The sequence below is a fragment of the gamma proteobacterium symbiont of Axiagastus rosmarus genome, from assembly GCF_059730925.1.
In genome coordinates, this window is the sequence record NZ_AP035925.1 from 3,703,140 (window position 1) to 3,728,382 (window position 25,243).

The 25,243-nt window shown below is 53.5% G+C and carries 26 protein-coding genes; 10 read left to right on the plus strand and 16 right to left on the minus strand.

The genetic code is table 11. From position 1 onward, the window contains the following. Positions 1-150 precede the first annotated feature (150 nt). From acs to AC6I8F_RS17515, 3 genes are all read left to right on the plus strand, one after another. Positions 151-2,106: an acetate--CoA ligase gene (acs, locus tag AC6I8F_RS17505; RefSeq protein ID WP_058774926.1), complete on the plus strand. Its 1,956-nt coding sequence runs from the start codon at positions 151-153 to the stop codon at positions 2,104-2,106. A 173-nt stretch (positions 2,107-2,279) separates the two neighbouring features. Further along, complete coding sequence (locus AC6I8F_RS17510) at positions 2,280-2,609, plus strand: DUF485 domain-containing protein (protein ID WP_021313201.1); 330 nt, start codon at positions 2,280-2,282, stop codon at positions 2,607-2,609. Beyond that, on the plus strand, positions 2,606-4,258 hold the full coding sequence (locus AC6I8F_RS17515; protein WP_021507822.1) for a cation acetate symporter: 1,653 nt from the start codon (positions 2,606-2,608) through the stop codon (positions 4,256-4,258). Before AC6I8F_RS17510 ends, AC6I8F_RS17515 begins: the two co-directional genes overlap by 4 nt. A 157-nt stretch (positions 4,259-4,415) precedes the next feature. Here AC6I8F_RS17515 and AC6I8F_RS17520 read toward each other — a convergent pair whose 3' ends face one another. The 4 genes from AC6I8F_RS17520 to AC6I8F_RS17535 form a co-directional block, all read right to left on the minus strand. Then, the gene (locus AC6I8F_RS17520) at positions 4,416-4,961 is read right to left on the minus strand and encodes a YfaZ family outer membrane protein (protein ID WP_031279754.1); all 546 of its coding nucleotides are present in this window, start codon (positions 4,959-4,961) and stop codon (positions 4,416-4,418) included. Positions 4,962-5,100: 139 nt separating this feature from the next. After that, positions 5,101-5,646 (minus strand): YfaZ family outer membrane protein, encoded by a 546-nt coding sequence (locus tag AC6I8F_RS17525; protein ID WP_166712224.1) that lies wholly within the window; start codon positions 5,644-5,646, stop codon positions 5,101-5,103. Between the two features lie 83 nt (positions 5,647-5,729). Beyond that, complete coding sequence (locus tag AC6I8F_RS17530) at positions 5,730-6,425, minus strand: LrgB family protein (protein ID WP_021507825.1); 696 nt, start codon at positions 6,423-6,425, stop codon at positions 5,730-5,732. Beyond that, on the minus strand, positions 6,418-6,843 hold the full coding sequence (locus AC6I8F_RS17535) for a CidA/LrgA family protein (protein ID WP_021507826.1): 426 nt from the start codon (positions 6,841-6,843) through the stop codon (positions 6,418-6,420). Before AC6I8F_RS17535 ends, AC6I8F_RS17530 begins: the two co-directional genes overlap by 8 nt. Before the next feature lie 102 nt (positions 6,844-6,945). Here AC6I8F_RS17535 and AC6I8F_RS17540 point away from each other — a divergent pair, with 102 nt between their 5' ends. Continuing rightward, positions 6,946-7,848: a LysR family transcriptional regulator gene (locus AC6I8F_RS17540; RefSeq protein ID WP_021507827.1), complete on the plus strand. Its 903-nt coding sequence runs from the start codon at positions 6,946-6,948 to the stop codon at positions 7,846-7,848. A 60-nt stretch (positions 7,849-7,908) separates the two neighbouring features. Here the strand turns inward: AC6I8F_RS17540 and AC6I8F_RS17545 are convergent, their stop codons facing one another. The 4 genes from AC6I8F_RS17545 to soxR all read right to left on the minus strand — a co-directional run bounded on the left by AC6I8F_RS17545 (position 7,909) and on the right by soxR (position 12,589). Then, positions 7,909-9,558 (minus strand): Na+/H+ antiporter, encoded by a 1,650-nt coding sequence (locus tag AC6I8F_RS17545; RefSeq protein ID WP_021507828.1) that lies wholly within the window; start codon positions 9,556-9,558, stop codon positions 7,909-7,911. Positions 9,559-9,694: 136 nt separating this feature from the next. Further along, complete coding sequence (locus AC6I8F_RS17550; protein ID WP_058757550.1) at positions 9,695-11,044, minus strand: NCS2 family permease; 1,350 nt, start codon at positions 11,042-11,044, stop codon at positions 9,695-9,697. 356 nt (positions 11,045-11,400) lie between these two features. Next, a complete protein-coding gene (locus AC6I8F_RS17555; protein WP_021507831.1) occupies positions 11,401-12,069 on the minus strand; it encodes a glutathione S-transferase family protein in 669 nt (222 codons plus the stop codon). Positions 12,070-12,112: 43 nt separating this feature from the next. Continuing rightward, positions 12,113-12,589, minus strand: a complete 477-nt coding sequence (soxR, locus tag AC6I8F_RS17560; protein ID WP_021507832.1) for a redox-sensitive transcriptional activator SoxR — start codon at positions 12,587-12,589, stop codon at positions 12,113-12,115. 99 nt (positions 12,590-12,688) lie between these two features. On the opposite strand from soxR, the gene soxS reads away from it, so the two are divergent. Together soxS and AC6I8F_RS17570 are read left to right on the plus strand one after the other, a co-directional pair. Then, positions 12,689-13,117 (plus strand): superoxide response transcriptional regulator SoxS, encoded by a 429-nt coding sequence (gene soxS, locus AC6I8F_RS17565; protein ID WP_058757551.1) that lies wholly within the window; start codon positions 12,689-12,691, stop codon positions 13,115-13,117. A 244-nt stretch (positions 13,118-13,361) separates the two neighbouring features. Further along, positions 13,362-13,643 carry a YjcB family protein gene (locus AC6I8F_RS17570; RefSeq protein ID WP_058770027.1) on the plus strand — a complete coding sequence of 94 codons (282 nt, stop codon included), beginning with the start codon at positions 13,362-13,364 and terminating at the stop codon, positions 13,641-13,643. A gap of 54 nt (positions 13,644-13,697) precedes the next feature. Here the strand turns inward: AC6I8F_RS17570 and AC6I8F_RS17575 are convergent, their stop codons facing one another. Beyond that, the gene (locus AC6I8F_RS17575) at positions 13,698-14,648 is read right to left on the minus strand and encodes an ATP-grasp fold amidoligase family protein (RefSeq protein ID WP_031279756.1); all 951 of its coding nucleotides are present in this window, start codon (positions 14,646-14,648) and stop codon (positions 13,698-13,700) included. An 8-nt stretch (positions 14,649-14,656) separates the two neighbouring features. Further along, entirely contained in the window at positions 14,657-15,913 is a 1,257-nt protein-coding gene (locus AC6I8F_RS17580; protein ID WP_021507835.1) for an oligosaccharide flippase family protein, read from the minus strand. A gap of 527 nt (positions 15,914-16,440) precedes the next feature. Here AC6I8F_RS17580 and AC6I8F_RS17585 point away from each other — a divergent pair. Further along, positions 16,441-16,836, plus strand: coding sequence for a transposase (locus tag AC6I8F_RS17585; protein WP_031279757.1), 396 nt, complete (start codon positions 16,441-16,443; stop codon positions 16,834-16,836). Between the two features lie 909 nt (positions 16,837-17,745). On the opposite strand, the gene AC6I8F_RS17590 is transcribed toward AC6I8F_RS17585, so the two are convergent. Continuing rightward, positions 17,746-18,699, minus strand: a complete 954-nt coding sequence (locus tag AC6I8F_RS17590) for a DMT family transporter (RefSeq protein ID WP_058780887.1) — start codon at positions 18,697-18,699, stop codon at positions 17,746-17,748. Positions 18,700-18,771: 72 nt separating this feature from the next. Further along, positions 18,772-19,602 (minus strand): AraC family transcriptional regulator, encoded by an 831-nt coding sequence (locus AC6I8F_RS17595; RefSeq protein ID WP_058757554.1) that lies wholly within the window; start codon positions 19,600-19,602, stop codon positions 18,772-18,774. A 126-nt stretch (positions 19,603-19,728) separates the two neighbouring features. Here AC6I8F_RS17595 and AC6I8F_RS17600 point away from each other — a divergent pair, with 126 nt between their 5' ends. After that, positions 19,729-20,256, plus strand: coding sequence for an isochorismatase family protein (locus AC6I8F_RS17600; protein ID WP_021507839.1), 528 nt, complete (start codon positions 19,729-19,731; stop codon positions 20,254-20,256). Positions 20,257-20,579: 323 nt separating this feature from the next. Beyond that, positions 20,580-20,999, plus strand: a complete 420-nt coding sequence (locus AC6I8F_RS17605; RefSeq protein ID WP_498028294.1) for a hypothetical protein — start codon at positions 20,580-20,582, stop codon at positions 20,997-20,999. Between the two features lie 29 nt (positions 21,000-21,028). Here the strand turns inward: AC6I8F_RS17605 and AC6I8F_RS17610 are convergent, their stop codons facing one another. From AC6I8F_RS17610 to AC6I8F_RS17625, 4 genes are all read right to left on the minus strand, one after another. Beyond that, on the minus strand, positions 21,029-21,403 hold the full coding sequence (locus tag AC6I8F_RS17610) for an SEN1984 family lipoprotein (protein WP_498028295.1): 375 nt from the start codon (positions 21,401-21,403) through the stop codon (positions 21,029-21,031). Continuing rightward, complete coding sequence (locus AC6I8F_RS17615; RefSeq protein ID WP_498028296.1) at positions 21,400-22,017, minus strand: DUF4755 domain-containing protein; 618 nt, start codon at positions 22,015-22,017, stop codon at positions 21,400-21,402. Before AC6I8F_RS17615 ends, AC6I8F_RS17610 begins: the two co-directional genes overlap by 4 nt. 242 nt (positions 22,018-22,259) lie before the next feature. After that, positions 22,260-23,441, minus strand: a complete 1,182-nt coding sequence (locus tag AC6I8F_RS17620) for a relaxase/mobilization nuclease domain-containing protein (protein ID WP_498028297.1) — start codon at positions 23,439-23,441, stop codon at positions 22,260-22,262. Further along, on the minus strand, positions 23,425-23,847 hold the full coding sequence (locus AC6I8F_RS17625) for a hypothetical protein (protein ID WP_498028298.1): 423 nt from the start codon (positions 23,845-23,847) through the stop codon (positions 23,425-23,427). Before AC6I8F_RS17625 ends, AC6I8F_RS17620 begins: the two co-directional genes overlap by 17 nt. Before the next feature lie 87 nt (positions 23,848-23,934). On the opposite strand from AC6I8F_RS17625, the gene AC6I8F_RS17630 reads away from it, so the two are divergent. Beyond that, a protein-coding gene (locus tag AC6I8F_RS17630; protein WP_117111563.1) for an IS3 family transposase occupies positions 23,935-25,082 on the plus strand; the annotation gives its coding sequence in 2 pieces (ribosomal slippage) (positions 23,935-24,172 and positions 24,172-25,082; 1,149 coding nt in all). Positions 25,083-25,243: the final 161 nt, after the last annotated feature.

A 25,243-nucleotide genomic window follows, 5' to 3' on the forward strand; every position in this document is an offset into this window, starting at 1 on the left:
ATTTCCTGCGCCGGTAAACAGATTGAATTGGGTGACTTTTCAGCCTTACACAAGGTCGTGATCCAGACTGCAAAACAGAAACAAAGCCCGGCCTCACTCTTCAATTAACCTTTGATTGACATATGATTAACATCTTCAAGGAGGTCAGCCATGAGCCAAATACACAAGCATCCCGTACCCGCTGCCATTGCAGCGAATGCCCTGATAAATGCCGATCAGTACGCGGCGCTGTATCAACAGTCGGTTGACGATCCTGAGGCCTTTTGGGGCGAACAGGGCAAAATCCTCGACTGGATGACGCCCTACAGCAAAGTGAAAAATACCTCGTTTGCCCCCGGCAATATTTCGATTCGCTGGTATGAAGATGGCGCGCTGAACCTTGCCGCCAACTGTCTCGATCGCCACCTGGCTACGCGCGGCGATCACCCGGCGATTATCTGGGAAGGCGATGACGCCAGCGAAAGCAAAACCCTGACCTTCCGTGAACTGCACGCCGACGTCTGCCGCTTTGCCAACGTGCTGACCGGCCTTGGTGTGAAGAAAGGCGATGTGGTGGCGATCTACATGCCGATGGTGCCGGAAGCCGCGGTCGCCATGCTGGCCTGCGCGCGCATCGGCGCCGTGCACTCGGTCATTTTTGGCGGCTTCTCACCTGAAGCGGTGGCCGGACGCGTAGTGGATTCCAGTGCAAAACTGGTGATTACCGCTGACGAAGGCGTGCGTGCCGGACGCAGCATTCCGCTGAAGAAAAACGTGGATGATGCGCTGAACAATCCAAACGTCACCAGCGTGAAAAACGTGGTGGTGTTCCAGCGCACCGGCAAAGAGACCGGCTGGCGCGAAGGCCGCGATCTGTGGTGGCATGAACTGATGGCGAAAGCCAGCGATCAGCATCAGCCGGTAGCGGTCGAGGCCGAACATCCGCTGTTTATCCTTTATACCTCCGGCTCCACCGGCAAGCCGAAAGGCGTGCTGCACACCACCGGTGGTTACCTGGTGTATGCTGCCACCACCTTCAAATATGTTTTTGATTATCATGACGATGATGTGTACTGGTGCACCGCCGACGTGGGCTGGATTACCGGGCACAGCTATCTGATCTACGGTCCGCTGGCCTGCGGGGCCACCACGCTGATGTTCGAAGGCGTACCCAACTGGCCCCAGCCCAGCCGCATGGCGGAAGTGGTGGATAAACATAAGGTCACGCTGCTGTACACCGCACCAACCGCTATCCGCGCGCTGATGGCCGAGGGTGATAAAGCGATTGCCGGCACCCAGCGCAGCAGCCTGCGCATCATGGGATCGGTCGGCGAGCCCATCAACCCGGAAGCCTGGGAGTGGTATTACAAAAAGATTGGCGACAGCCGTTGCCCGATCGTCGATACCTGGTGGCAGACCGAAACCGGCGGCTTCATGATTACGCCGCTGCCCGGTGCCACCGAGCTGAAGGCCGGTTCGGCCACCAAACCCTTCTTTGGCGTCCAGCCGGCGCTGGTGGATAACGAAGGTAATACGCTGGACGGTGCCACCGAGGGTAACCTGGTGATCGTCGACTCATGGCCCGGCCAGGCACGCACGCTGTTTGGCGATCACGATCGCTTTGAGCAAACCTACTTCTCGACGTTTAAAAATCGCTACTTCAGTGGCGACGGCGCGCGCCGTGACGACGATGGCTATTACTGGATCACCGGCCGCGTCGATGACGTGCTGAACGTCTCCGGCCACCGGCTTGGCACGGCGGAGATCGAGTCCGCGCTGGTCTCGCATCCGAAAATTGCCGAAGCCGCGGTGGTGGGGATACCGCACAGCATTAAAGGCCAGGCGATCTATGCTTATATCACGCTGAATCACGGCGAAGAGCCGTCGCCAGAGCTGTACAGTGAGGTGCGCAACTGGGTGCGTAAAGAGATCGGCCCGATTGCCACGCCAGACGTGTTGCACTGGACCGATTCGCTGCCAAAAACCCGATCCGGCAAAATCATGCGCCGTATTCTGCGCAAGATCGCCGCCGGCGATACCAGCAACTTTGGCGATACTTCAACGCTGGCCGATCCGGGCGTGGTGGAGAAATTGCTCGAGGAGAAACAATCGATCACCATGCCATAACCGGCATTGACCCGGCGGAGAGTATCAGCCTGTCCCCGGCAGGCAACTCTCCGCTCTTCCATCCTTACGCCGTATGCTTTTCACCATCGCACAACCTTTATAACTAGAATATTCAGCCAGTTAAATCACATTGCCGTGAGTTTTCTGTCTGCCTTGCCTCTGGAGAAAATGTGATGAACGAAGCCCTGAACCAACAGGAAGCCGTCTGGCAACAAATCGAAAGCAATCCGCGTTTTCAGGAGCTGGTGCACAAACGTCAGTCGTTTGCGCTGCTGCTCAGCCTCATCATGCTGGTACTGTACGTCGGCTTTATTCTGCTGATTGCCTTCGCGCCCGGCTGGCTCGGCACGCCCTTGCACGCCGGCACCAATGTGACGCGCGGCATCCCCATCGGCGTCGGCCTGATTGTGGTGTCGTTTCTGCTGACCGGCGTTTATGTCTGGCGCGCCAACGGCGAGTTTGATCGTCTGACCAAACAGATTGTCAGCGAGGTGAAATCATGAAGCGCCTGCTCTCCGCCTCGCTGGCTATCGTACCAGCCAGCGTATTTGCCGCCGATGCCATTACCGGCGCGGTGCAAAAACAGGCCACCAACTACGAAGCGATCATCATGTTCGTGGTCTTCGTGGCGGCCACGCTCGGCATTACTTACTGGGCGTCCAAACGCACCCGCTCGCGCAGCGATTACTACACTGCCGGCGGCAACATCACCGGTTTCCAGAATGGCCTGGCGATGGCCGGTGACTTTATGTCGGCCGCCTCGTTTCTCGGTATCTCCGCGCTGGTCTACACCTCCGGCTACGACGGGCTGATCTACTCGCTCGGCTTCCTCGTCGGCTGGCCCATGATTCTGTTCCTGATAGCCGAACGCCTGCGTAACCTGGGCCGCTATACCTTTGCCGATGTGGCGTCCTATCGCCTGCAGCAAAAGCCCATCCGCACCCTCTCCGCCTGCGGTTCGCTGGTGGTGGTGGCGCTGTATCTGATTGCGCAGATGGTGGGTGCCGGTAAGCTGATCCAGCTGCTGTTCGGTCTCGACTACCACATCGCGGTGGTGCTGGTCGGCATTCTGATGGTGCTGTACGTGCTGTTTGGCGGCATGCTCGCCACCACCTGGGTGCAGATTATCAAAGCGGTGCTGCTGCTATTTGGCGCCAGCTTTATGGCCATCATGGTGATGAAAGCCACCGGTTTCAGCTTTAATACGCTGTTTACCGAGGCGATGGCGGTGCATCCGAAAGGAAGCGCAATCATGCAGCCAGGCGGTCTGGTGAAAGACCCGATCTCGGCGCTGTCGCTCGGTCTGGGCCTGATGTTTGGCACCGCCGGCCTGCCGCATATTCTGATGCGTTTCTTCACCGTCGCCGATGCAAGAGAAGCACGCAAAAGCGTGTTCTGGGCCACCGGCTTTATGGGCTACTTCTACTTCCTGACCTTTATTATCGGCTTCGGCGCGATTCTGCTGGTCGGCGCTAATCCGGCCTTCAAAGACGCCAGCGGCGCGCTGATTGGCGGCACTAACATGGCGGCAGTGCATCTCTCCAATGCGGTCGGCGGTAGCCTGTTCCTCGGCTTTATCTCGGCGGTAGCCTTCGCCACCATTCTGGCGGTGGTGGCCGGCCTGACGCTGGCCGGTGCTTCGGCGGTGTCGCATGACCTGTATGCCAGCGTGATCCGCAAAGGTCAGGCCACCGAGCGAGAAGAGCTGCGGGTGTCAAAGATTACCGTGCTGGTGCTGGGCGTGGTGGCGATTGCGCTGGGCATTCTGTTCGAGAAACAGAACATTGCCTTCATGGTCGGCCTGGCGTTCTCGATTGCCGCCAGCTGTAACTTCCCGATTATTTTGCTGTCGATGTACTGGTCAAAGCTGACCACGCGCGGCGCCATGGTGGGAGGCTGGCTGGGCCTGCTGACGGCGGTGGTGCTGATGATTCTCGGCCCGACCATTTGGGTGCAGGTACTGGGACACGCAACGCCAGTCTATCCGTATGAGTATCCGGCGCTGTTCTCGATGCTGGTCGCGTTTGTCGGCACCTGGCTGTTTTCCATTACCGATCATTCCCAGCAGGGGGCGCTGGAGCGGGCGAAATTCCGCGGACAGTTCATCCGTTCACAAACGGGCGTCGGGATTTCGCAAGGGAAAGCACATTAAGATTGAGAGGGTGCGGTGATTGACCAGGTCGCCATCAACACGGTGCGGTAATTGACCAGGTCGCCATGAACGTAGTGCGGTGATTGACCAGGTCGCCATAAATGGCGACCCTACGGAATTTCGTAGGGTGCGCATTCATGCGCACCTGGTACAGTCATCAGAAACGCAGCGACGCACCGACGTACGGGCCGTCGACCAGCACGTTATCTTTACGGTCGCCTTTGTTGTTCAGCTCAATGTACTGATAGCCAACGCGCAGGTTCAGCAGTGAAATCGGCGTAAAGCTCAGGCCGCCTGAGGCTTCTTTATAGCTGTCCAGACGATCGGAGAACGCTTCCGGCGCATAGTAATATTCGCCGTACAGGCCCCACATGCTGTTAAAGTTATACTGCGCACCGGCACCCAGCGCCACGGTGAAGCCATCACGGCCATCTTCCGGATGGGTGAACAGCGCTTTTGCCGTCGGTGCCACGCGGAAATCACCCACATCCAGGTTATAACCCATACCAAGGCCGTAAGTGCTGCCGTCGTGATCGCTGCGCAGCCAGTTGCCTTTCAGAAACAGACCCGGTGAAGCGGTGCCGAGGCCAAGGTTCAGGTTGGTGCTGTGCTCACCCACGTCAACACTGCCCTCAATCGCCTGCGCGCCGCCGCTCAGCAGTGCCAGACCTAAAACGCTTCCCGTAACAAGTTGCTTAAACATAACAATCCACTCCATGAAGGACACATAATTCGGCGCAAAGGGTAAACAGCGCGGCGACGTGACACAACTTTATTTGGAAAGCTTTACGTAAAAATGGGTTACAGCGGGCAGAAAACGGCCGCGAACGGCCGTGGAGGGATCAGAAACGCACGGCAGCGCCGATAAACAGGCCATCCATCAGGCTTTGATCGGCATGGCCATAATCACCGTTGACGGAGAGGTAGCGATAGCCGCTGCTGAGTGATAACCACTTCGCCGGCTGGTAATAGACGCCCGCTTCCAGCTGATGCAGCGCATGCAGATTGTGGTTGGCAAAATCAGGCGACAGGCTGTAATCCAGATAGAGCCAGGTGGCCCCTGCCCGCGGCAGAGGTGCCATCAGACGAATCCCGCCATTCATGCCACGACTTGATGTTGAGGTGGTTTTCACATCGGCCCAGAATGCACCGATACGCGGTGCTACCTGCAGCGCGCCGAGGGAAAAGCCGTAGCCGAGGCTGGCGTCGAGCAGATGGGTTTGCTGATGACCATGCACATACTCCAGTGCTGCCTGCACGCCTGGTGCGGTGCGGTCGCTGTTAATCCGGGCTGTCCAGAAATGGCTGCCGCCCTGCCCGCCGATCTCAGCGGCACTGCTCCCGGTGGCGGCCAGCAGCAGGCCTAATGCTAATGTGGTATTTTTCATTCTCGCTTCCTTGTTGTTTGCGCGCGCAAACGGTAAGCAAAGCGAGGAAACTCTTATATGAGCCCAGGCTCAAATTTGTCCACTTAAGCATGCCACAGCAGCTGACCCAGCAGCGGGGCCAGCAGCACCGTGAGCACGCCGGAGAGCATCATTACCAGGCTGGAGACCACGCCCTCCTGCTGGCCGAGCTGATAAGCGCGTGCCGTGCCGGCACCGTGCGAGGCCGCGCCAAAGCCGGCGCCTTTCGCCACGCCCTGCTTAATCGCGATGCGTAAAAACAGCACGTCGCCCACCGCCATGCCAAATACGCCGGTAATCACCACGAACAGCGCGACCAAATCGGGCTGGCCGCCAATCGGCTGGGCCGCTGCCAGCGCAAAAGGCGTGGTGATGGAGCGCACCGCCAGGCTGCGCTGGATGCTCTCCGGTAGCGTCAGCAGCCGCGCCAGCCATACCGAACTGCACACGGCCACCAGCGTGGCGGTGATCACGCCCACGCTCAGTGACAGCCAGTGGCGGCGGATAATGTGCAGGTTTTCGTAAACCGGCACCGCAAAGGCCAGCGTCGCCGGACCCAGCAGCCACAGCAGCCAGTGGCTTTCGGCGATGTAATCCTGCCAGCTGACGTGCGTCAGCAGCAACAGCGCCACCAGCACCAGCGGCGTTAACACCAACGGCATCAGCAGCAGTGTGGGTCTGCGCCGGTACAGGCGTTTATTGAGGTAGTAAACCAGCAGCGTCAGCGCCAGACATAACAGGCTAATGATAAAGTCAGTCACGATCGCCCTGCTTACGCGCGGCGCGCGCCAGTTCGAAACGGTATAAGCGATCGACCACCAGCGAGGTGGCCGCCAGCACCATCAGCGTACTGACGGCGATCACCACACAGATGCGCCAGCCTTCACTGCGCAGCAGGTCGCTGTAATTCACCACCGCCACCACCGCCGGAATAAAAAACAGCAGCATTTCGGCCAGCAGCCAGTTGGCCCCGGCTTTAACCCAGCGCAGCGGCACGATACCGCTAACGATCAACAGTAACAGCAACACCATACCCACGACGTTGGCCGGTAACGGCAGATGCAGCCAGCTCACCAGCTGACCGCTGGCAACGAACAGGGCGATATACAGCACCAGCTGCAGCGGCACCGTGACGCGTTGCAGGATATCCGTGGTGCGCGGACGAAGCGCGGACGCCATTTCTCTCTTCCCGTTAAAAATTCAGGGTTGCAGTATAAATCCTCGCCAGAGTGTGAAAGAAATGAATTAAAATTATTCAAACTATGCCAAAAAGGAATGCTTATGGACGTGCGTGCGCTGCGTTACTTTACCGAAGTGGTGCGTCAGCAGAGCTTTACCCGCGCGGCGGAGAAGCTGTTCGTGACGCAACCCACCATCAGCAAAATGCTGCGCCAGCTGGAAGAAGAGCTGGGCTGTACGCTGCTGCTGCGCGAGGGACGCAAGCTGCATCTCACCGACAGCGGCCAGGCGGTATATCAGCGCGGCCTGGCGATTTTGCAGGAGTTTCATCAGCTGGAGGCGCAAATCAGTGACATCAACCAGCTGAAAACCGGTGAGCTGCGGCTGGGCATTCCGCCGATGGTCGGCATGCAGATTGCCGGATCGATCTCCGCGTTCCGCCGCCGCTATCCCGGCGTACAGCTGAAAATCTCCGAATTTGGTGGCCTGACGGTGCAGCAGGCGGTGTTGAGCGGCGGGCTGGATATTGCGCTGACCGCCTTGCCGATTGATGCGGAGCTGCCGCTGAACACGCTGGAACTGATGCGCCATCCGCTGTGCGTGCTGCTGCCGCGCAGCGCGCGCTGGCTCAACCGCACCAGCCTGACGCTGGCCGAGCTGGCTCAGCATCCCCTGCTGATCCTCAACGAAGAGTTTTCGCTTAACCGCCAGCTGATGAAAGCGTTTCAGCGCCAGGGAGTGATGCCGGATATCGCGCTGCGCAGCGCGCAGTGGGATTTTCTTGCCGCGATGGTGCAGGCGGATATGGGGCTGGCGATCCTGCCGGAGCCGATCTGCCAGCGGCTGGATAAACAGGCCTTGCTGTGGCTGCCGCTGGAGTCGGAGCTGCAGTGGCGTCTGGGGCTAATCTGGCGCGAAGGCAGTTATCTGTCGCGCAGCGCGCAGGCGTGGATTGCCTGCTGCCGTGAACACTGGCCGGATAACGCGCCACGGCTATCGCTGTAACAAAGCGGCCGCCCTGTCTGTCAGGCGGCCGCGGGATCGGAGAGCAGCAAAACGCGGCGGCTATTCCTCTTTTTCTATCAGCAACGCTTCCAGCAGGTCGAGATCGCGCAGCAGGCGCTGCATGGTCTCGTTGGAGATCTGCTGGGTGGCGCGCAGATGATAAACCTCGGCACGCTCGGCGCGCAGCGCGGTCAGGCGGAAACGGCGCTCCAGATTTTCCGCAAACAGCGCCTGTTCCATATCATCTTTGCCATCGACGCGACGACGCAGATTACCAATCACCCGCAGGCTGACCTCTTTCAGCAGCTCAGGATCGATGTTCTCTTCAGCGTCGTTTTCCAGTCGCTGCTCCATTTTGTGCAGGCTTTCGATCGCCACGCCGGCCATCGCGGCACGCGCGCTCTGGATTTCGCGACGGTGCCCCACTTTGTCGTGGCTCTCCATGCCGCGCAGCAGAATCGGCAGCAGAATCACGCCGACAAACAGCGAGAACAGAATCACGCCGGTGGCGATAAACACCAGTTCGTAGCGCGCCGGAAAAGGTTCGCCGTTGCTGAGGAACAGCGGAATCGACAGCACACCGGCCAGCGTGATAGCACCGCGCACGCCAGCAAAAGAGGCGATCAGCAGTTCACGCAGCGAGTAGCTGGAGAACTCCAGCGGCTTCTTCTTCAGCAGGCGCAGGCTGGTGCGCTTCATGATCCACAGCCAGCCGAAGCGCACGATCATCAGCGCCGCATAGACCAGCCCGACGTCGGCGAACAGCATCCACAGCTCGACGTTAGGATCGGCGTTCGCCTGAGCAATCGAGGTGGAGAGAATGTCCGGCAGCTGCAGGCCCAGCATCAGGAACACCATGCCGTTGAACACAAACTCCAGCATCTGCCATACGCTGTTGGCGCGCAGGCGCATCGCCAGCGGTGCCTGACGGATGATGCCGGAACGGGTGATGGTCATACCGGCCGCTACCGCCGCCAGAATGCCGGAGACGCCGAGGTGTTCAGCAATCAGATAAGAGGCGAACGGCAGCAGCAGCAGCAGTACGGTTTGCGTTGCCGGATCGTCACCACTCCAGCGGCTGAGCAGGCGCAGCGAACGGCCATACAGCCAGCAAACGGCGACACCGGCCACCAGGCCGCCAATCGCCACTTTAAGGAATTCGACGCTGGCGCCGCCCCAGGTGAACACCATGGTGCCCATCGCCACCGCGACGGCAAACTTGAGTGACACCAGGCCCGACGCGTCATTCATCAGCGCCTCGCCCTGAACAATCGACATGATCTTTTTCGGGATGCGCCCTTCGCCAACGATGCCGGAGAGCGCCACCGCATCGGTCGGAGACAGCACCGCCGCCAGCGCGAACGCCGGAATCAGCGGAATGCCCGGCACCAGCCAGTAAATCAGGTAGCCGATACCGACCACGGTAATAAGCACCAGCACCAGCGCCAGGCCGATAATTTCACGGCCGTGATGCAGAAACTCGTTGATCGGTGTTTTCCAGCCATCGGCAAACAGCAGCGGCGGAATAAACAGCACGAGGAACAGTTCGGGGTCAAAATCGACGTGCAGACCAAAGGTTGGCCAGGCCAGCAGCGCGCCGGCCGCGATCTGTACCAGCGGGAGCGGGATCTGAAACGGCAGGATACGTGCCGCAACGCCGGACAGCGAAACCACCAGCGTCATGATGAGAATAGTAAAGAAGATTTCCATGCTTTCCTTAGGCGAATCATATTAATCGAAGCGATGTTGCGTCGGAAAGTGTAAAACAAAACGCCGCCCGGCGGGGCTACCCGATGTGCGGCGTGTGCGATAAAGAGAATAATCCGGACTGACGCCCGGATTGCGGTCAGATAGCCCAGCCGCCCGCGTAGAACGCCACCAGCGCCACAGCAATCACCACCGTGCCAGCGTTGAGCTTGCGCCACTCGCCGGCAAACAGGCGGCCAATCACCAGCGCGGCAAAGCCGAGCATGATGCCGGTGACGATGTTGCAGGTCAGTACGATGAATACCGCCGTCAGCAGGCCAGACATCGCATCGACGAAATCATTGAAGTCGATTTTGGCCACGTTGCTCAGCATCAGCAGGCCGACATACATCAGCGCGGGTGCGGTGGCATAGGCTGGAACCAGATAAGCCAGCGGCGACATAAACAGAATCAGCAGGAACAACAGACCCACGACAATCGCTGTCAGGCCGGTTTTACCGCCGGCGGCAGTACCCGCAGCGGACTCGATATACACTGCGGCGGGCGAGGCACCCACCAGTCCGGCAAACAGGCTGCTGATAGAGTCGGTGGTCAGCGCGCGACCGCCATTGATAATCTGGCCCTCTTTATCCAGCAGGTTCGCCTGCCCGGCCACCGCACGAATGGTGCCGGTGGCGTCAAACACCGCGGTCATCACCAGCGCCAGCACGCTCGGTAACACCACCGGCTGCAGCGCGCCCATGATATCCAGGCTAAACATTGCCGACTGGCCGCTGGCATCACGCAGGCTCGGCATGGCAAACAGCCCCTGCCACTTTACCGCCGGGTCGAAAATCAGCCCAAGCAGCGAAATCGCAATGATGGTCAGCAGAATGCCGCCCGGTACCCGCCGTTTTTCCAGACCAAAAATCGCCGCCAGCCCGATCAGCGCCATGATCACCGGGAAAGAGGTGAAGTGACCAAGCGCCACCGGCAGGCCTGCCGCCGGGTTTTTTACCACCAGGCCAATGCCATCGGCGGCAATCAGCAGCAGAAACAGGCCGATACCGACGCCGGTGCCGTGCGCCACGCCCATCGGCAGGTTACGCAGAATCCATGCGCGAATGCCGGTCACGGAAATCAGCGTGAACAGCAGGCCCATCAGGAAGACCGCGCCCAGCGCCACCGGCACGCTAATGTGCTGGCCCAGTACCAGGCTGAACGCGGTGAAGGCGGTCAGGGAGATGGCACAGCCAATCGCCATCGGCAGGTTGGCCCACAGTCCCATGATGAGGGAGCCAAAGCTGGCCACCAGACAGGTAGCGACAAACACCGCCGTCGGTGAGAAGCCCGCTTTACCGAGCATGCCAGGAACCACGATGACTGAATAAACCATCGCTAAAAAGGTGGTGAGGCCAGCCAGCACTTCCTGCCGCACGCTGCTGCCGCGTGCTGAAATGTGGAACCAGGCGTCCAGTTTTCCCCTGGCCGGGCGTGATTCGCCAGACATAGTTATTCCTCTGTGTTTTTTAAGATATAGGTCACCGCGCGGCTCGCGTTTGCGCATCATCCTGGTGAAGATGTCTCAGAGAGAAAAGCAGGCAAACGATTACGTGGCCGCGTATTCCAGGTCAAAAAGGGGTGACGCGGAAAAAAGGCAAACGATTATCTGGCGTTTGGGGTGGCGTTTTCAACTGCTAATCACCTGGCAGGCAGGATAATGCGCAGCTCTGGCGCAATTATGGCTGGCGTTACGCTAGCGGGAGCAGGAAATCATGGAGGAAAAAGGCTGGCATTTCAGGTGGTTTGCTGCGGTGCCGCGACAGCGCGTCGCGGCGTCCTGTTTCGTTGCGTTACCGCTGCGCCTCAGCCGTTATTGAACTGAATCGGGCCGCCCTGCTCCAGCGCGCGCTGCCACGCGGCGCGCTGCTGCATATTCTCCAGCCAGCGCGCCGTGGCGGGCATCTCACCCAGCGCGCCGCGCATCTGCAACGCCAGCAGCGGAAAACTCATCTGCACATCGGCAATACTGAAGCGTGAACCGGCAAAAAAGCGCTGCTGGCTCAGATGCTGCTCAATCACGCGCCCGTGGAGCGCCAGCTGCTTGTTCAGCCACGCTTTCTGAATGCCTTTACTCAGCGCCACGCCGGCCGGGCGCAGCAGCCATGGCACCGGCTTTTTGCCCAGTTGCGCAAACACCAGCTTCATCACCAGTAGCGGCATCAGCGAACCTTCAGCATAGTGCAGCCAGTAACGCGCCTGAATTTGCTCCTCTTCCTCATGCAGCGCCAGCAGATGCTCGCTGTCGTATTTCAGCTGCAGATATTCGAGGATGGCGCCCGATTCGGCGATCACCCGATTGCCATCGGTAATCACCGGCGATTTACCCAGCGGATGCACTTTCTTTAATTCGTCCGGCGCCAGCAGGGTATTTTCCCGCTGATAGCGTTTGATTTGATACGGCACCGCCAGCTCTTCCAGCAGCCACAGCACCCGATGAGAACGGGAGTTTTCCAGATGGTGAACGGTAATCATGCGCGATTCCTTGCTGCTAAGGGTTGGCATCTAGTATAGCGGATTAACGCTGCGGCTCGTCCTGTTGCGGATCGAGCAGGACCGCTCCGGAGCCCTGCTGCCCCAGGCGGTCACCCGGATTGCGCAGTGGACAGTCGCGCATCGACAGGCAGCCGCAACCAATGCAGCCGTCAAGATCGTTGCGCAGACGCGTCAGGGTTTCGATGCGTTTATCCAGCTCTTCGCGCCAGTGCTGCGTCAGCGCGTCCCACTCCTGCGTCGACATGCGCTTATTCGCCGGCACGTGCATCAGGCTGTCGCTGACCGTCGCCAGCGGAATCCCGATGCGCTGGGCAATTTTGATGATTGCCACACGGCGCAGCACATCACGGCTGTAGCGGCGCTGATTACCGCCATTGCGCGTGCTGCTGATCAAGCCTTTGCTTTCATAAAAGTGCAGTGCCGATACCGCCACGCCGCTGCGTTTCGCCACTTCGCCCGGCGTCAGCACCGGTTTCGGGTAATTGCGTTCTTTTTTCATTTAGGGCCTTTACCTCAAGTTAACTTGAGGAATTATACTCGCACCCCAGCAAAACAGCGAATTTCAAACCAGGCGATAACCTTGCAGAAGGAACAGGCTATGATGCAACAGGAAATCATCCATTCACTGACTAACTGGATCGATCAGAATCTGGATAAAACATTGTCGATTGATGAAGTGGCGGCAAAATCGGGTTACTCGAAATGGCACCTTCAGCGTATGTTCCGTACGGTTACGAAACAAACGCTGGGTGGTTATATTCGTGAACGCCGTCTCACGCTGGCCGCCGAAGCCTTGCGTCAGACGCAGCGTCCGGTATTCGACATTGCGATGCAGTACGGCTACGACTCGCAGCAGACCTTTTCGCGCGTGTTCCGCCGTCAGTTCTCGCAAACCCCTACCGCTTATCGTCACAGCATGCGTCGCCAGGCAATGGTGCAGCGTCCGCGTCTGGTCAACTTTGACTGCAGCGAAGGCATGAACAGCTTTGCCCAGCGCACCACCGGCGAGTGCTGCCCGGTACGCTGAAGTCAGTGCGCCCCACGCGGGCGCGCCTTTCCCCTCCTCTTCACCTTCCTCCAGCCCTTTCTTTGCCTGCCATACCAGGTCTAAATTTTGTTCAAATTTTCAAATCCAGTGATATAATGTGACCCAAGTCACAGATTCAAGCTGTATTAAGACGACAGAAGGGCTTCCCTGACCTCCCTTTTCTGCCGCCAGTGATGTCCGATGAATGTCAGGGATATTACTGATCTCAAGAGGTTTTTCGCCAATGGCTACGTTAACTACCAGTCTGATCGTCATGCGTTGGGAACTACTCAGCGCGCTAATGATGTTCTTCGCCAGCACCATGAAAATTAAATTGCGTCAGAACAGCCACCACGTGATGGCGCTGATGTGCGGCGGCGTGGGCGTAGCGATGTCATGCTGGTTCGTTACCGGTCTGCTCGGCATTACGCTGAGCATGGAAAACGTGCATAACTTTATGTCCATCACCAAAGAAGCGTTTATTCAGGTGATGAGCCAGACACCAGCCGACTGGCCAATGCCGTAAACGCGGCGCATAAAAAACCCCGCTAAGCGGGGTTTTTTATTTTGCTGTGTGATTTCAAATTTTCTTCAATACGGCTGGAAGTGGTACTTCCGGCACCGTGACGTCCGATCTCTGCGTATCGCGACGATCCTGAATCCACATATCACCCATCATCTGATTAAGCCCCCGATCCAACCCGGTGACCAGCCCGGCGCCTGGCGTGAACGTCAGCTCACCGAAGTAGATCTGTTCGCCATCGATATACCAGTCCACGCGCACATAATCGAAGTCGCTGGCCAGCGTTTTACTCAGTGCCAGCGCGTGCTGCAGCTGTGGCAGCAACGGTGACACATCCAGCCCGGTATCACGGATTTTGTGATACGCCTCGTTAAGATTGTTGACGTAAAAGTTCATCGACAGCAGCGGATTACAGCGGTTGTAGATCACCTGCAGCACATATTCAAAATTGCCGTCGCGCTTGTTGAACATGTGAAACTTGTAATCGATCGGCGCGGTTTTGCCATCGCCGATGTACTTCTCCACCAGAATGCGCGGCTTGATATAGCGATAGTGAATCTCGCGCGCCTCGTTGGCGAAGTCGGTCTTCAGCCAGCGCTGGCAGTCGCTGATAATCTGCTGTTTTTTCAGCGCATCCGGTTCTTCCAGCAGGATCTCAACCATGTTGGAGCCGTGATTCGGCTTGATAACCGTGTTCTTCCAGCTCGGCAGCGTATGCAGTGAGTGCGGATCGCTGGTCTCATAAACCAGCGGAATCAGATACTCACTGCCCACCTTTTCGGCAATGTACTCACGCACCGAAAATTTGTCCGACAGGCGGCCATAGCACTGGTAGTCGCCGTAGACGAATTTGCGATACAGCACTTTCTCGTTGAACACCTTCGGCTGACGCAGGTTCGGCAGCTTACGGAATTTGTGAAAGTAGTAGATGCGATCCTGGTAAGCCCAGGGCATCTTTTTGATGAAATACTGTACGCTTCTTCTGAGTTCGTCTTTCAACCTGATCATATCTGACCTCATTTGTAGGTTTTGTAGTTGAGTGAGGAAACCTGAATTTTTTGGATGACGCCGTTTTTGAAGAAGTAATTCATTACGGTCAGGGACAGTAACTCCGTGATGAAGACGCTCCAGGCGGCACCCATGATGCCGTAGCCCTGGATCAGCCACCACGACAGCGGCAGGCTGATGACCATCAGACAAATGATCTTCTTCAACAGATAGTTAAACCCGCCCTCTTTCACCATGTAGCGATAAGCGACGGTCCCCATTGCCGAAAAGCAGGTTGCTAACGACAGTAACGTAATGAGACTTCCGGACTGTGTGTACTCGTGACCATATAAAGCGATGATGATTTTTTCGCCGTATAAGGCGATCACCGCTAATAACAGCAATGAAACTCCCATGACATAGCCGTTCAGCCGCGCGGTGAGCTTGATCGCGGCTGCTCCACGCTCGCGGAAAATCTCCGAGAAGCAGGAAGTGATGATGGCAACCGGGATAAAAATCCAGGAAGCCGAAATGGTATTCGCGGCGGCGAACAGGCCAAGGTCGCGCGCTGAGGCGATGCCCGCGAGGAACATCTGTGCGGCTTTCACCTGCACCGAGATAAAGATGCTGGAGATGGCCAGCGGCAGGCCGGCATACATCAGGTAGCGCAGGTAGGTGGTGCGCTTGTCCTGCGGCGGTGCCAGATCCTGATGTTCGCGATAGAAATTGACGCGCTTGATGGCGTACGGCACCAGTGTGACGGCCACAATCGAGGCGGTGAGCCACAGTGGATTGAGATGCAGCCAGGCGATGGTGAAGCTCATGGCAAAGCCCAGCAGCAAGCCGGCCGAGTTAGCAATGGTATTGAGCCGCGACGCCAGTCGCGCATTGTTATAAACGCTGAACGTGTCTTGGGTGACAAACACCGACGAGATAAACGAGGCCAGTGCAAACGCAAGGAAGTTTTCCTGCATGTTGTACCAGACCCAAATCAACACCGGGATTGATGTCAGCAACAGTAGCACCAGGCGCATGGTCCGCGCCACGGTCATCAGCCGCAGGCCTTTCGGCGCACTTTTGCTGATGCGCTTGAACAGGATGGTTTCGGTACCAAAAATCGCCACGGTTTGCACCATGGAGAACAGCGAGGTCGAAAACGCCATTTGACCAAACACCGTTGGGCCAAAGGATTTTGCCACGTAGGAGGTCACAAATATGACGCCGAATACCGAGACGATCTTCTCAGACATCATCCAGGCGGCATTAGACATTACGCTCAATTTCATTGACTGGTCCTTAGTATTACGTACAGCAACTGCTTTTCGGTACAACGTCCTTGAAATGAATTAACAAGCGCTCAGTGGGCCTGACACAATTTAATAACTTCAAACCAGGCTGGTCCGAAAAATGAGACTCGCGTCAGAGTTTAGCGATTAAATTCAGGAAAATTCCGATTAAACCTGGTGCGAAGCCCGATGGATGTAAACGATTTCAACCCGAATTCAGGACAAAAGTTCACAGGCATATCCTGAGTTTTTTGCAAGCAGGCTATGCCGAATTTCCAATGATTGTCGTATTTTTCTGCATTTGGGATGGAATGAATCTATATCAAAAACCCAGCACCAGGAAGGCGTTCAATGGCATTCAGAATAAAATAAGATTTATCCCATGATGATATTTATTCTAAATAACTTAATTTAACCCTCGCAATTCTAATCGCGCACTTTAATACTGCATTAATACCGTTTTTGCAGTACCAGATATTAATACAGTAATTCTCATCCACTAATTGATAAGAAAGGTAAGAGCATTTATGAGAAAGTCACGATATAGCGAAGAGCAAATCACAAATGCCATTAAAGCTTCTGAAACGGGAGTGAAAGTCAGGGAGATTTGTGAGGAGCTGGGCATTTCCGAGGCCACCTTCTATAGCTGGAAGAAGAAGTTCTCCGGGCTTTCTTCAGAGGAGGGTCGAAAAATCAAGGAGTTGGAGGATAAACTGCAGAACCTTACGCGCGAGCTGCAGACCCTGAGCTCCGACAAGGAGATGCTGCAAAGCGTGCTGAAAAACTTCTTCACTACGAATGAAAAGCGTCAGGCGGTCAACTTCCTGCAAACCACTTTCGACATCGGTACCCGTCGCAGCTGTCGTTTACTGGATATTAGCCGTAGCGTTTATCATTACCCTTCCGGTTCCGATAATCGCTAATACCATTGAGGCCGATGTTATATGACTTAATGCTGAGATTTGTTCTTACCAGAAGAGATGAAGATCATTAAATTCGGCATTCGCTACATAACAATTCGAACCACTTTTTCCTGATGAATGCCATCACGGAATCACTTCCTTTTTTGCGGTAAAATTGATTCACACCAGCAAAAGCCTCGCGTTTCAAGCCATTTAGACTTAGCCCAATCTCATTTTGGTGAGATTGGTGCTTAGTCTATTACTTCACGATTACTAATAATCAGACCTGATCACAGACAATTCTGTTAAGCGTTAATGAACAACACGGTGTAACCGCTCACACATTGGCTCAGTTTTAAACTGGATCTGGCCGCTGCGTTTATGATCGCTTTGGCGATCAGCGCTAGTCGGCTAACTCTTAAACCACACCAGGAATACTCCGGTTCAAAAACGTTATGATGTTTAAACTATAAAGCCGAAAAACGGTTATCCACGGTAAATACTGCGCTTAAATCCATCGTCATCTTTAATCTTTTTTTCTGGCAGCTGTTGGGAATCATTCTTAACAATGCCGGTAACGCTTAAGGCTAAGGTGGCTTCTCACGCTGGAATTTCAGTGCCACAGTCGGGTAAAAATCCGACTGGCGAAGAGTTTTTTACGCGCTAAACCGGCGAATTGTTGCCCGATATGCGCTTTTTTTATCCCACCGGAACGCTTTAAGGCAGCGAAAGTCGACCTTTTAGCGTGCTGACGGCAGAGAGTTTTATAGCGGAAGAGAATGAAAACCGGGCGGCCGTAGCGCTGGTCGGTTATATAGCGTGCGCGTGGCGGCCAGTATCAGGTCACTGAGGCGGGATTACCGGCTGGTCAAATTCCTAAAATATCAGGGGAAAGCGCTGCTGAGTGGATGACTCAGCAGCGAGGCAGGGTTAAGGAAGCGCGCTCAGCCGCTGCGGTTTAATGCGCATGGCATAGATCACGCCAACGATCAGACAGCCGATGCCGATGCTGGTGAGCAGCGGTGGCCAGCTCTGGCGGTAAATGAAGGTCCACAGCAGGCCAGAGAGCGTTTCGAATACGATGAGCGGCCCCATCACCACCGTTGGCAAACGCTGACTGGCGGCATTCCAGCACAACGCCGCCAGCCATGAGCAGAACAAACCAATCGCCAGCATCAGCCAAATAAAACGCGCCGGCTGCGGGCCGAACGGCAAAGCGAAATCGGGCTGCTGCCAGTGAATCTGCAGGCTCACCAGCCCATAAAACACCAGCGCCAGCGGCAATGTCACCAGCCCCTGCGCGGTGGCCCAGCTCGACGGTTTGTGCTGAGGATGTTCGCGCAGCCAGCGCGCATTGCGCAGCGGATACCAGGTCCAGCACACCACTGCCAGCACCGCCAGCAGCAGGCCACTCAGGTAGCCCCAGAGATCAAATGCCGACCCCTGCCCGTGCAGTTCCGCCGCGTTGACGCAGCCCAGCCCGACAGCAATGATGACCAGCGCGGGCATCAGGCGGCGCCACGGCAGTCGCCCTTCGAGGTGGCCATAACAGAGGTTAGCGGTAACGGTGATCACCACCGGCAGCGTGCCGATGATCATGGTGGAGACCGGTGCGCCGGTGCGCTGAATCGCGCTGGCGAGGCAGGCGTAATAGAGCAGATTGCCCACCAGCGACAGCTTCACCGCCTCCGTCCAGTCCGGGCGCGTCAGCTGTTTTAGCCGGCGCCGGCTGAGCCACGCCAGCGGCAGCACCACCAGACCAAAGGCAACATAGCGACCCGCCGATTGCAACGTGCCCGGATAATCGGGTATCAGCAGCGGCCCGACAAAAATCATGCCCCACATCAGCCCCGCCGCGAGGGCAAACACTATTCCTGCAAACATACACCTTTCCTTTATCTTTAATCCGCCACAGTGTGGCGCAGGAAAAGGTGAAAGGCTTGTAGCAGATTGCGGTTAACGTCCGCTGAACACCTGCTTTTGATAGCGTCCCGGCGTGATGCCGTAGCGATGGGCAAACGCCCGCGTCAGATGCGCCTGGTCGGTGAGGCCAACCGCCGCCGCCACGCTGGCGGCGCTCTCGCCCTGCGCCAGCCGCTGTTTGGCTTCGAACAGGCGGAAGGCCATCAGCATTTGATGGGGAGTGACGTGAAAGTGTTGTTTGAAACTGCGCAGAAAATGCCACGGCGACAGCGATACCAGCGCCGCCAGCTCCTCCAGCCGCACCGGCTCTGCCAGGTTATCGCGCAGCCAGGCTTTTACCACATCAAAGCGGTGGGCGCCTTCGCGCGGCCGCGCGACGCCCTGCTGCGCCAGCGGACGCAGCCACTCCAGCAGATCCAGCAGCGCGCCCTGCCGCTCCAGCGCACTTTGCGCCTGCCACATCTGTGCCAGCGCGTGAGAGAAAGGTTGCGCCAGGCGCGCATCGGTGCGCAGCGCATCGCTAAACCACCAGTTGCGATCGCCGGTCAGCCGATCCATCTCCGCCGGATCGATATAGATCATGCGATAACGCCAGCCTTCGGCGCAGGCCGATTCACCGGTGTGCAGTTCATCGGGATTCATCATCACCAGCGAATGCACCGGCGCGACATAATTGGTGCCGCGGTAGCGAAAGCGCTGCGCGCCGGATTCAATGGTGCCAATCCCGAAGGCTTCGTGGGTATGGGGCTCAAAAGCGTAGCGGGAGATGTGCGCCTGATAAAGCTCAATGCCCGGCAGCTCAGCAAAGTGCTGAAACTGCGCACGATCCTGCTCACAGGGAAAGACTTCGGGAACCACCGTCACCACACACCTCCATACGCTATCAGGCAGTAAGCATGCGCGGCGCGCACCAAAAAAGCAAAGCCCAATCGCTTTACGCGCCTACCCGTTCAGCGCGACACTGGGGCCTGACCTATAAAGGAGGCGACAATGGCACAACGGGTGGTAATGGTAGTGGATATGCAAAATGGCGTGCTGGCAACGCCGCGTTACGACCGCGCCGGACGCTGCGCGCGCATTAATCAGCTGATGGCCGCCGCCGATCAGGTCATTTTTATTCAGCATAGCGGGCCGGATTTAGCCGCTGACTCCGCAGACTGGCAAATAGTCGCCGAACTGGAACAACCCGCCGACGCGCTTTACATCACCAAAACCGCCTGCGACAGCTTCTGGCAAACCGGGCTCGCGGCGCAGCTTGAACAGCATCAGATTGAAAGCTTTGTCATTTGCGGCTGCGCCACCGATTATTGTGTCGATACCACCATCAAAGTCGGGGCCAGCCTTGGCTATCACATCACCGTGGCGGCCGACGCCCACACCACCGCCGATCGTACTTATGTGTCGGCGCAGCAACTTATTAATCAGCACAACGAAGTGTGGGCGGATTTGATCATGCCGGGCAATCCGGTGCGGGTTAAAACCACGGAAGAATTACTGCGGGAGTGGCGCGCGCATTAACGTCGTTGTATGAACGTGCGGAGAGAAAAGTTTTATTGGACAAGAGCTTTTGAAATGGAGCCCTCGCAGAAGCGAGGGCTGGATAACGCGGTGATCGGTACGCCAATCAGAACGGTTCCTTTAACCTAAATTATTAAAATTATTTTATCTTGTTGATATATATAGAATTATACGTAAATTGTAAAATATTTGGTAAATAATTTAAAAATAAATAATTAGAAAATTATCAATTAATAGTTTAAGCCTATTGATTTATTAAATTTATATGTTACTAGTTATCAATGTCAGGAAGACAATTTTATTTGATTGCAAGGACGCAACTTATGAACAAACTGAAATATATTTCTCAGGAAGAGAAACTTATACTGTTGCTACAAAAATATGTTGAAAGATTGAAAAAGTCTGGTTTTGAACAGGAGAAAATCATTCGATATATTTGGCTTTTCTGCGTGGGATATTACATAAAATATTACTTGCCAATTAATCAAAACAACAAAATAGATAGTTTTACGATTATTGCCATGCTATCAAATGCTTTGATAAACAGCACTGACAGACTTGTAGAACATTTGGGATATGAGCATGAACTCACTTTTCTTTTCAGGTATTTAATTCACTATGTTATCAATAACAATGTTGAAGCTGAAAGTATATACAGTAAGGAAAGAGCAAAATACGAAAAAGCACTTTTATCAGATAAAATACATGCTGTTAAGAAAAAAAGGAAAGGAAGAAGACTGTAGAGACTATTATGCCTCTACATGCCATTTAGTTAAAAGCCGTTATGAACTGAGTCGGAGTTAGAGCTAAAATTCCAGTCGCTTACTTTGTCTCCTTTAAAAGTGACAGTCAATGACTTTGATTGCGTGTCTGATCCAGAAGAAAAAAGATTAATAATAGGCACATAAGTTAATGCGGTCATATCTGATTTATAAGAAAAGTATAACCATTGTTCTTCATTACTACCCGTACTGGTCTCACGGCCTGGCTTGCCGAAGGAAGCAAGAACCTCATTCTTCGTAGTTTTTCCATTTTTGATTTTCGTGCTTACACTTTGCTTCGTCTCATTTGAAATAGAATGATTTCCAGCTGTTGAACTGCAACCAGCAATTCCGAAAATGAGGAACGAAAAAATAATCTTATTCATTTCACTTCTCCATTGATAACATTGTCAAAAATCCTACACCAGAGTTGAAGTTGTTCTTCTGTGTCTTTAATTCCTTTAAGGTGGTGAAACTTCCCTTCACGTGGATAGAATTTAATTTGCCAAGTGGGGAATTCAATATCATTGACTCTGATAAAAAAACCAGAATTTTCAATATTATTGTGTTTGGTAGATTGATTGTGTCCCGTTGCTCCTAAAATACTAACAAGGTCAAAAGCGACAATTTCACCTCCAGATTCAATTTGGCAATACCACTTCTCAACCTGATCAAAAGAGTAAGTTTTTTCACGTTTACCGTTTTTCAAAGTCAACTTTCGGGTATGAGTGTCTAAAAGCATTTTCGAATCTTTGAATTCATGACTCCAGGTGCCGTTGTTATCATACTTATCAATAGTCGAAGCATTAAGTTTTTTATAGAGATAAGACACGTAAGCGCTTAATAAAATAAAGAAAGAGGGAATACACCATAAAATCAGAACGTCTTTTGCTTTGTTATCCGCAGTGATATGCAGATACAGATATAAAGCTACCCCAACAACAATCCAGACTCTGAAAGAGCGGAAAAAGGACGGCTGACGTAAATTTTTGATTTCCATTGCTGTTTCTACCTGATTTGAGTTAAGTGAGCTTGCAGATATCGATAACTATATGATTGGTCACTACTTTTGAAATCGATTTTTGAGCAAGCTCAAAACTTAAGCAAATCATTTGTACCGATCAATGCCTGCTTTATGATAGGCACAGACTATCATGACTAGTTTATTGATCGTATTTATCGATCAATTAGTTTGGCAAAATTCAAAAAACTCGCATAAAACAATGATTTAAATGGATTAATTTACGAAGGGTTTTTGTGACCTATTTCTGGCACTTCAACAGCGGAAAAAGTTTTAGGTAAAGTGATCTCCATAGAAATCCCTTTATGTATCACCGAAATGCTCTTCTTCGGGGATAGCAACGTCAGTCCTCTCATTTTTAGCAATTTGATTAAAATACCTAAATATGGAATCTGCCCCAACCAGCGTAATACGTTGGTTTCTAACACGTCAGAGGGTTTATGACTGAAAGTAGACTTGGGTGTGGGAGGTATGCGAATGCAAGCTTTTTCAGGCTGCATTTCTAATGCAATATCAACTTCATGTGATTCTACAGTATCCGTATCATTTATTAATTTAATCTTTTCACGGTTGTTGAATTTTCTTTTACTAACAAATAAAAAATGATTGTCACGTTCAGGAAGATAATTAAGTCTTTTACTAAGAGACAGCCAACTATAATCTTTTCCTATTTGCGAAGCTTTAAAAGCGATTCCACTGAATTCAAAAGAGAAACCACTCATTTTTCCAGTCTCAGAAATATTTGGAACAGCTACAATACTTCTATCAGAAAGCTTGTTCAAAAAGCTCTCAATGTCAGAGGTGGTAGAGAGTATATCCTCGAGATTTTGTTGCAGGATTCGCTTAGGAACAGGTGTGTTCTCCCGCTTTTCCTTTTGCAGCTCATTTCTTGATAATTTCGTTTTTAATTTTGACTTAATGGAGTCAGCTTTGTTATTACCTGTATAAGTCAGACCATATTTTAATTCAAGCTTTTCGATTATCCTCGTGCTTATAAGATTTTCATTTTGCCCAAGATATAATTTACCTTTATCTAAACTTATTCTGCTTGCAACAATATGAATATGTTGTCCTTCTGCGTCGTCGTGTAATACATAGATTCTCATATGGCTTTCACTAAATCCCATTTGCTTCATGTAATCGTCTGCAAATGCAAACCATTGTGTATTCGTGAGCGTCTCGCCTTTTGGAAGACGTAAAGAATTATGCCAGACAGGTTTAGCTATATCAGTCCTAATCTGTTTAGTTAAATTAAATTCTTTCACTAACTGAGAAACCTGCTCTCCACTCATGTTCCCACCGATAACGAACGGATTCTGTTTATGGTGGGGTGCAGGCTTTAATACGTATTTGACTACACCTTCAAACGATTTTCCCCGCTTAACCCTATGCATTCCTTTCATTAGCAAGAGAACTCCAGTAATTAGAGGTTAGAAGTTGAATACGTAAATCATTTATTTGCTTTTTGATAACAAAAAGTTCTGTTCTGCTTAGGGTGCTATCCTGGTGTTTTGATTGCAATAAACTAACTAATTTTTCAAACGACAAAGAGATATGACCCAGCTTAATCCAAGCATTTCTATTTATCTCTGGGACAACGACCGGAAGGCTGTCTGTAAGACACATTCGAAGCCATTCTCCCTTTGGCGTGATTCCCCTAAGCTCATTGAGCCTTTGTAGCTCAGAAGCTTTTAGTCTTACACTGACGCAATGAATACGAAGATTTTCAATCTTAGGAAGGGATATTGTTTCTGAAGCAGAATTGAGGATAGATTCCTCATTCATGAATGAGTGATTTAAAGTTTCCATATAAACTCCTTTTTATATTTAAGATGAATCGCCACGGCTTTAACAGACACCTCGGAGTCATTTAAGATGGCTTAAAGAGAGGTGCCCATGAGCGGTAAGCGTTATCCCGAAGAGTTTAAAATCGAAGCAGTCAAACAGGTTGTTGATCGCGGTCATTCTGTTTCCAGCGTTGCAACACGTCTCGATATCACCACCCACAGTCTTTACGCCTGGATAAAGAAGTACGGCCCGGACTCATCCACTAATAAAGAACAGTCAGATGCTCAGGCCGAGATCCGCCGACTCCAGAAAGAGCTGAAGCGGGTTACCGACGAGAGAGACATACTAAAAAAAGCCGCGGCGTACTTCGCAAAACTGTCCGACTGAGGTACGCCTTTATCCGCGACAACCGCCGTTGCTGGCCTGTTCGTTTGCTCTGTCGGGTTCTGGACGTCCATCCGAGTGGATTTTATGTCTGGCTTCAGCAGCCACATTCACAGCGTCACCAGGCAGACCAGATGCTGACCGGGCAGATCAAACAGTTCTGGCTTGCGTCTGGCTGCGTCTATGGTTATCGCAAGATCCATCTGGACCTGCGGGATAGCGGGCAGCAGTGCGGAGTGAACCGGGTCTGGCGGCTGATGAAGCGTGCCGGTATAAAAGCTCAGGTTGGGTACCGTAGCCCACGGGCACGTAAAGGCGAAGCCAGCATCGTGGTACCGAACAGGCTCCAGCGGCAGTTCAATCCGGACTCACCAGATGAGCGTTGGGTGACGGACATAACCTACATCCGAACTCACGAAGGCTGGCTGTATCTGGCCGTGGTGGTTGACCTGTTCTCCCGGAAAGTTGTCGGCTGGTCAATGCAACCCCGCATGACAAAAGAGATTGTCCTGAACGCATTATTAATGGCGGTGTGGAGGCGTAATCCTCAAAAACAGGTACTGGTTCATTCTGATCAGGGCAGTCAATACACGAGCCATGAGTGGCAATCGTTCCTGAAATCACACGGTCTGGAAGGCAGCATGAGTCGTCGCGGTAACTGTCACGACAACGCGGTTGCGGAAAGCTTTTTCCAGCTACTGAAACGCGAACGGATTAAGAAAAAGATCTACGGAACACGGGAAGAAGCCCGCAGTGATATTTTTGATTACATCGAAATGTTTTATAACAGTAAGCGTCGGCATGGCTCGAGCGATCAGATGCCACCAACTGAATACGAAAACAAATATTATCAACGGCTCGAAAGTGTCTAGATTATCCGTGGCGATTCAAGAAACACAGCGGGCATATCCATATACCATTTATGCTGATTGTTCTTTTATAAATCAGGAACCAGATTTGTCAACTATTGACTTGAGTATAAATATATATTTAATTATTAATTAAAAGAGGAGAATATATGAATAAATTAATC

Bases quoted from the DNA above. Each gene is read 5' to 3' on its own strand.
- acs (WP_058774926.1), top strand. From the start codon at position 151: ATGAGCCAAATACACAAGCATCCCGTACCCGCTGCCATTGCAGCGAAT.
- AC6I8F_RS17510 (WP_021313201.1), top strand. From the start codon at position 2,280: ATGAACGAAGCCCTGAACCAACAGGAAGCCGTCTGGCAACAAATCGAA.
- AC6I8F_RS17515 (WP_021507822.1), top strand. From the start codon at position 2,606: ATGAAGCGCCTGCTCTCCGCCTCGCTGGCTATCGTACCAGCCAGCGTA.
- AC6I8F_RS17520 (WP_031279754.1), bottom strand. From the start codon at position 4,961: ATGTTTAAGCAACTTGTTACGGGAAGCGTTTTAGGTCTGGCACTGCTG.
- AC6I8F_RS17525 (WP_166712224.1), bottom strand. From the start codon at position 5,646: ATGAAAAATACCACATTAGCATTAGGCCTGCTGCTGGCCGCCACCGGG.
- AC6I8F_RS17535 (WP_021507826.1), bottom strand. From the start codon at position 6,843: ATGGCGTCCGCGCTTCGTCCGCGCACCACGGATATCCTGCAACGCGTC.
- AC6I8F_RS17540 (WP_021507827.1), top strand. From the start codon at position 6,946: ATGGACGTGCGTGCGCTGCGTTACTTTACCGAAGTGGTGCGTCAGCAG.
- AC6I8F_RS17545 (WP_021507828.1), bottom strand. From the start codon at position 9,558: ATGGAAATCTTCTTTACTATTCTCATCATGACGCTGGTGGTTTCGCTG.
- AC6I8F_RS17550 (WP_058757550.1), bottom strand. From the start codon at position 11,044: ATGTCTGGCGAATCACGCCCGGCCAGGGGAAAACTGGACGCCTGGTTC.
- AC6I8F_RS17555 (WP_021507831.1), bottom strand. From the start codon at position 12,069: ATGATTACCGTTCACCATCTGGAAAACTCCCGTTCTCATCGGGTGCTG.
- soxR (WP_021507832.1), bottom strand. From the start codon at position 12,589: ATGAAAAAAGAACGCAATTACCCGAAACCGGTGCTGACGCCGGGCGAA.
- soxS (WP_058757551.1), top strand. From the start codon at position 12,689: ATGATGCAACAGGAAATCATCCATTCACTGACTAACTGGATCGATCAG.
- AC6I8F_RS17570 (WP_058770027.1), top strand. From the start codon at position 13,362: ATGGCTACGTTAACTACCAGTCTGATCGTCATGCGTTGGGAACTACTC.
- AC6I8F_RS17575 (WP_031279756.1), bottom strand. From the start codon at position 14,648: ATGATCAGGTTGAAAGACGAACTCAGAAGAAGCGTACAGTATTTCATC.
- AC6I8F_RS17580 (WP_021507835.1), bottom strand. From the start codon at position 15,913: ATGAAATTGAGCGTAATGTCTAATGCCGCCTGGATGATGTCTGAGAAG.
- AC6I8F_RS17585 (WP_031279757.1), top strand. From the start codon at position 16,441: ATGAGAAAGTCACGATATAGCGAAGAGCAAATCACAAATGCCATTAAA.
- AC6I8F_RS17590 (WP_058780887.1), bottom strand. From the start codon at position 18,699: ATGTTTGCAGGAATAGTGTTTGCCCTCGCGGCGGGGCTGATGTGGGGC.
- AC6I8F_RS17600 (WP_021507839.1), top strand. From the start codon at position 19,729: ATGGCACAACGGGTGGTAATGGTAGTGGATATGCAAAATGGCGTGCTG.
- AC6I8F_RS17605 (WP_498028294.1), top strand. From the start codon at position 20,580: ATGAACAAACTGAAATATATTTCTCAGGAAGAGAAACTTATACTGTTG.
- AC6I8F_RS17610 (WP_498028295.1), bottom strand. From the start codon at position 21,403: ATGAATAAGATTATTTTTTCGTTCCTCATTTTCGGAATTGCTGGTTGC.
- AC6I8F_RS17615 (WP_498028296.1), bottom strand. From the start codon at position 22,017: ATGGAAATCAAAAATTTACGTCAGCCGTCCTTTTTCCGCTCTTTCAGA.
- AC6I8F_RS17620 (WP_498028297.1), bottom strand. From the start codon at position 23,441: ATGAAAGGAATGCATAGGGTTAAGCGGGGAAAATCGTTTGAAGGTGTA.
- AC6I8F_RS17625 (WP_498028298.1), bottom strand. From the start codon at position 23,847: ATGGAAACTTTAAATCACTCATTCATGAATGAGGAATCTATCCTCAAT.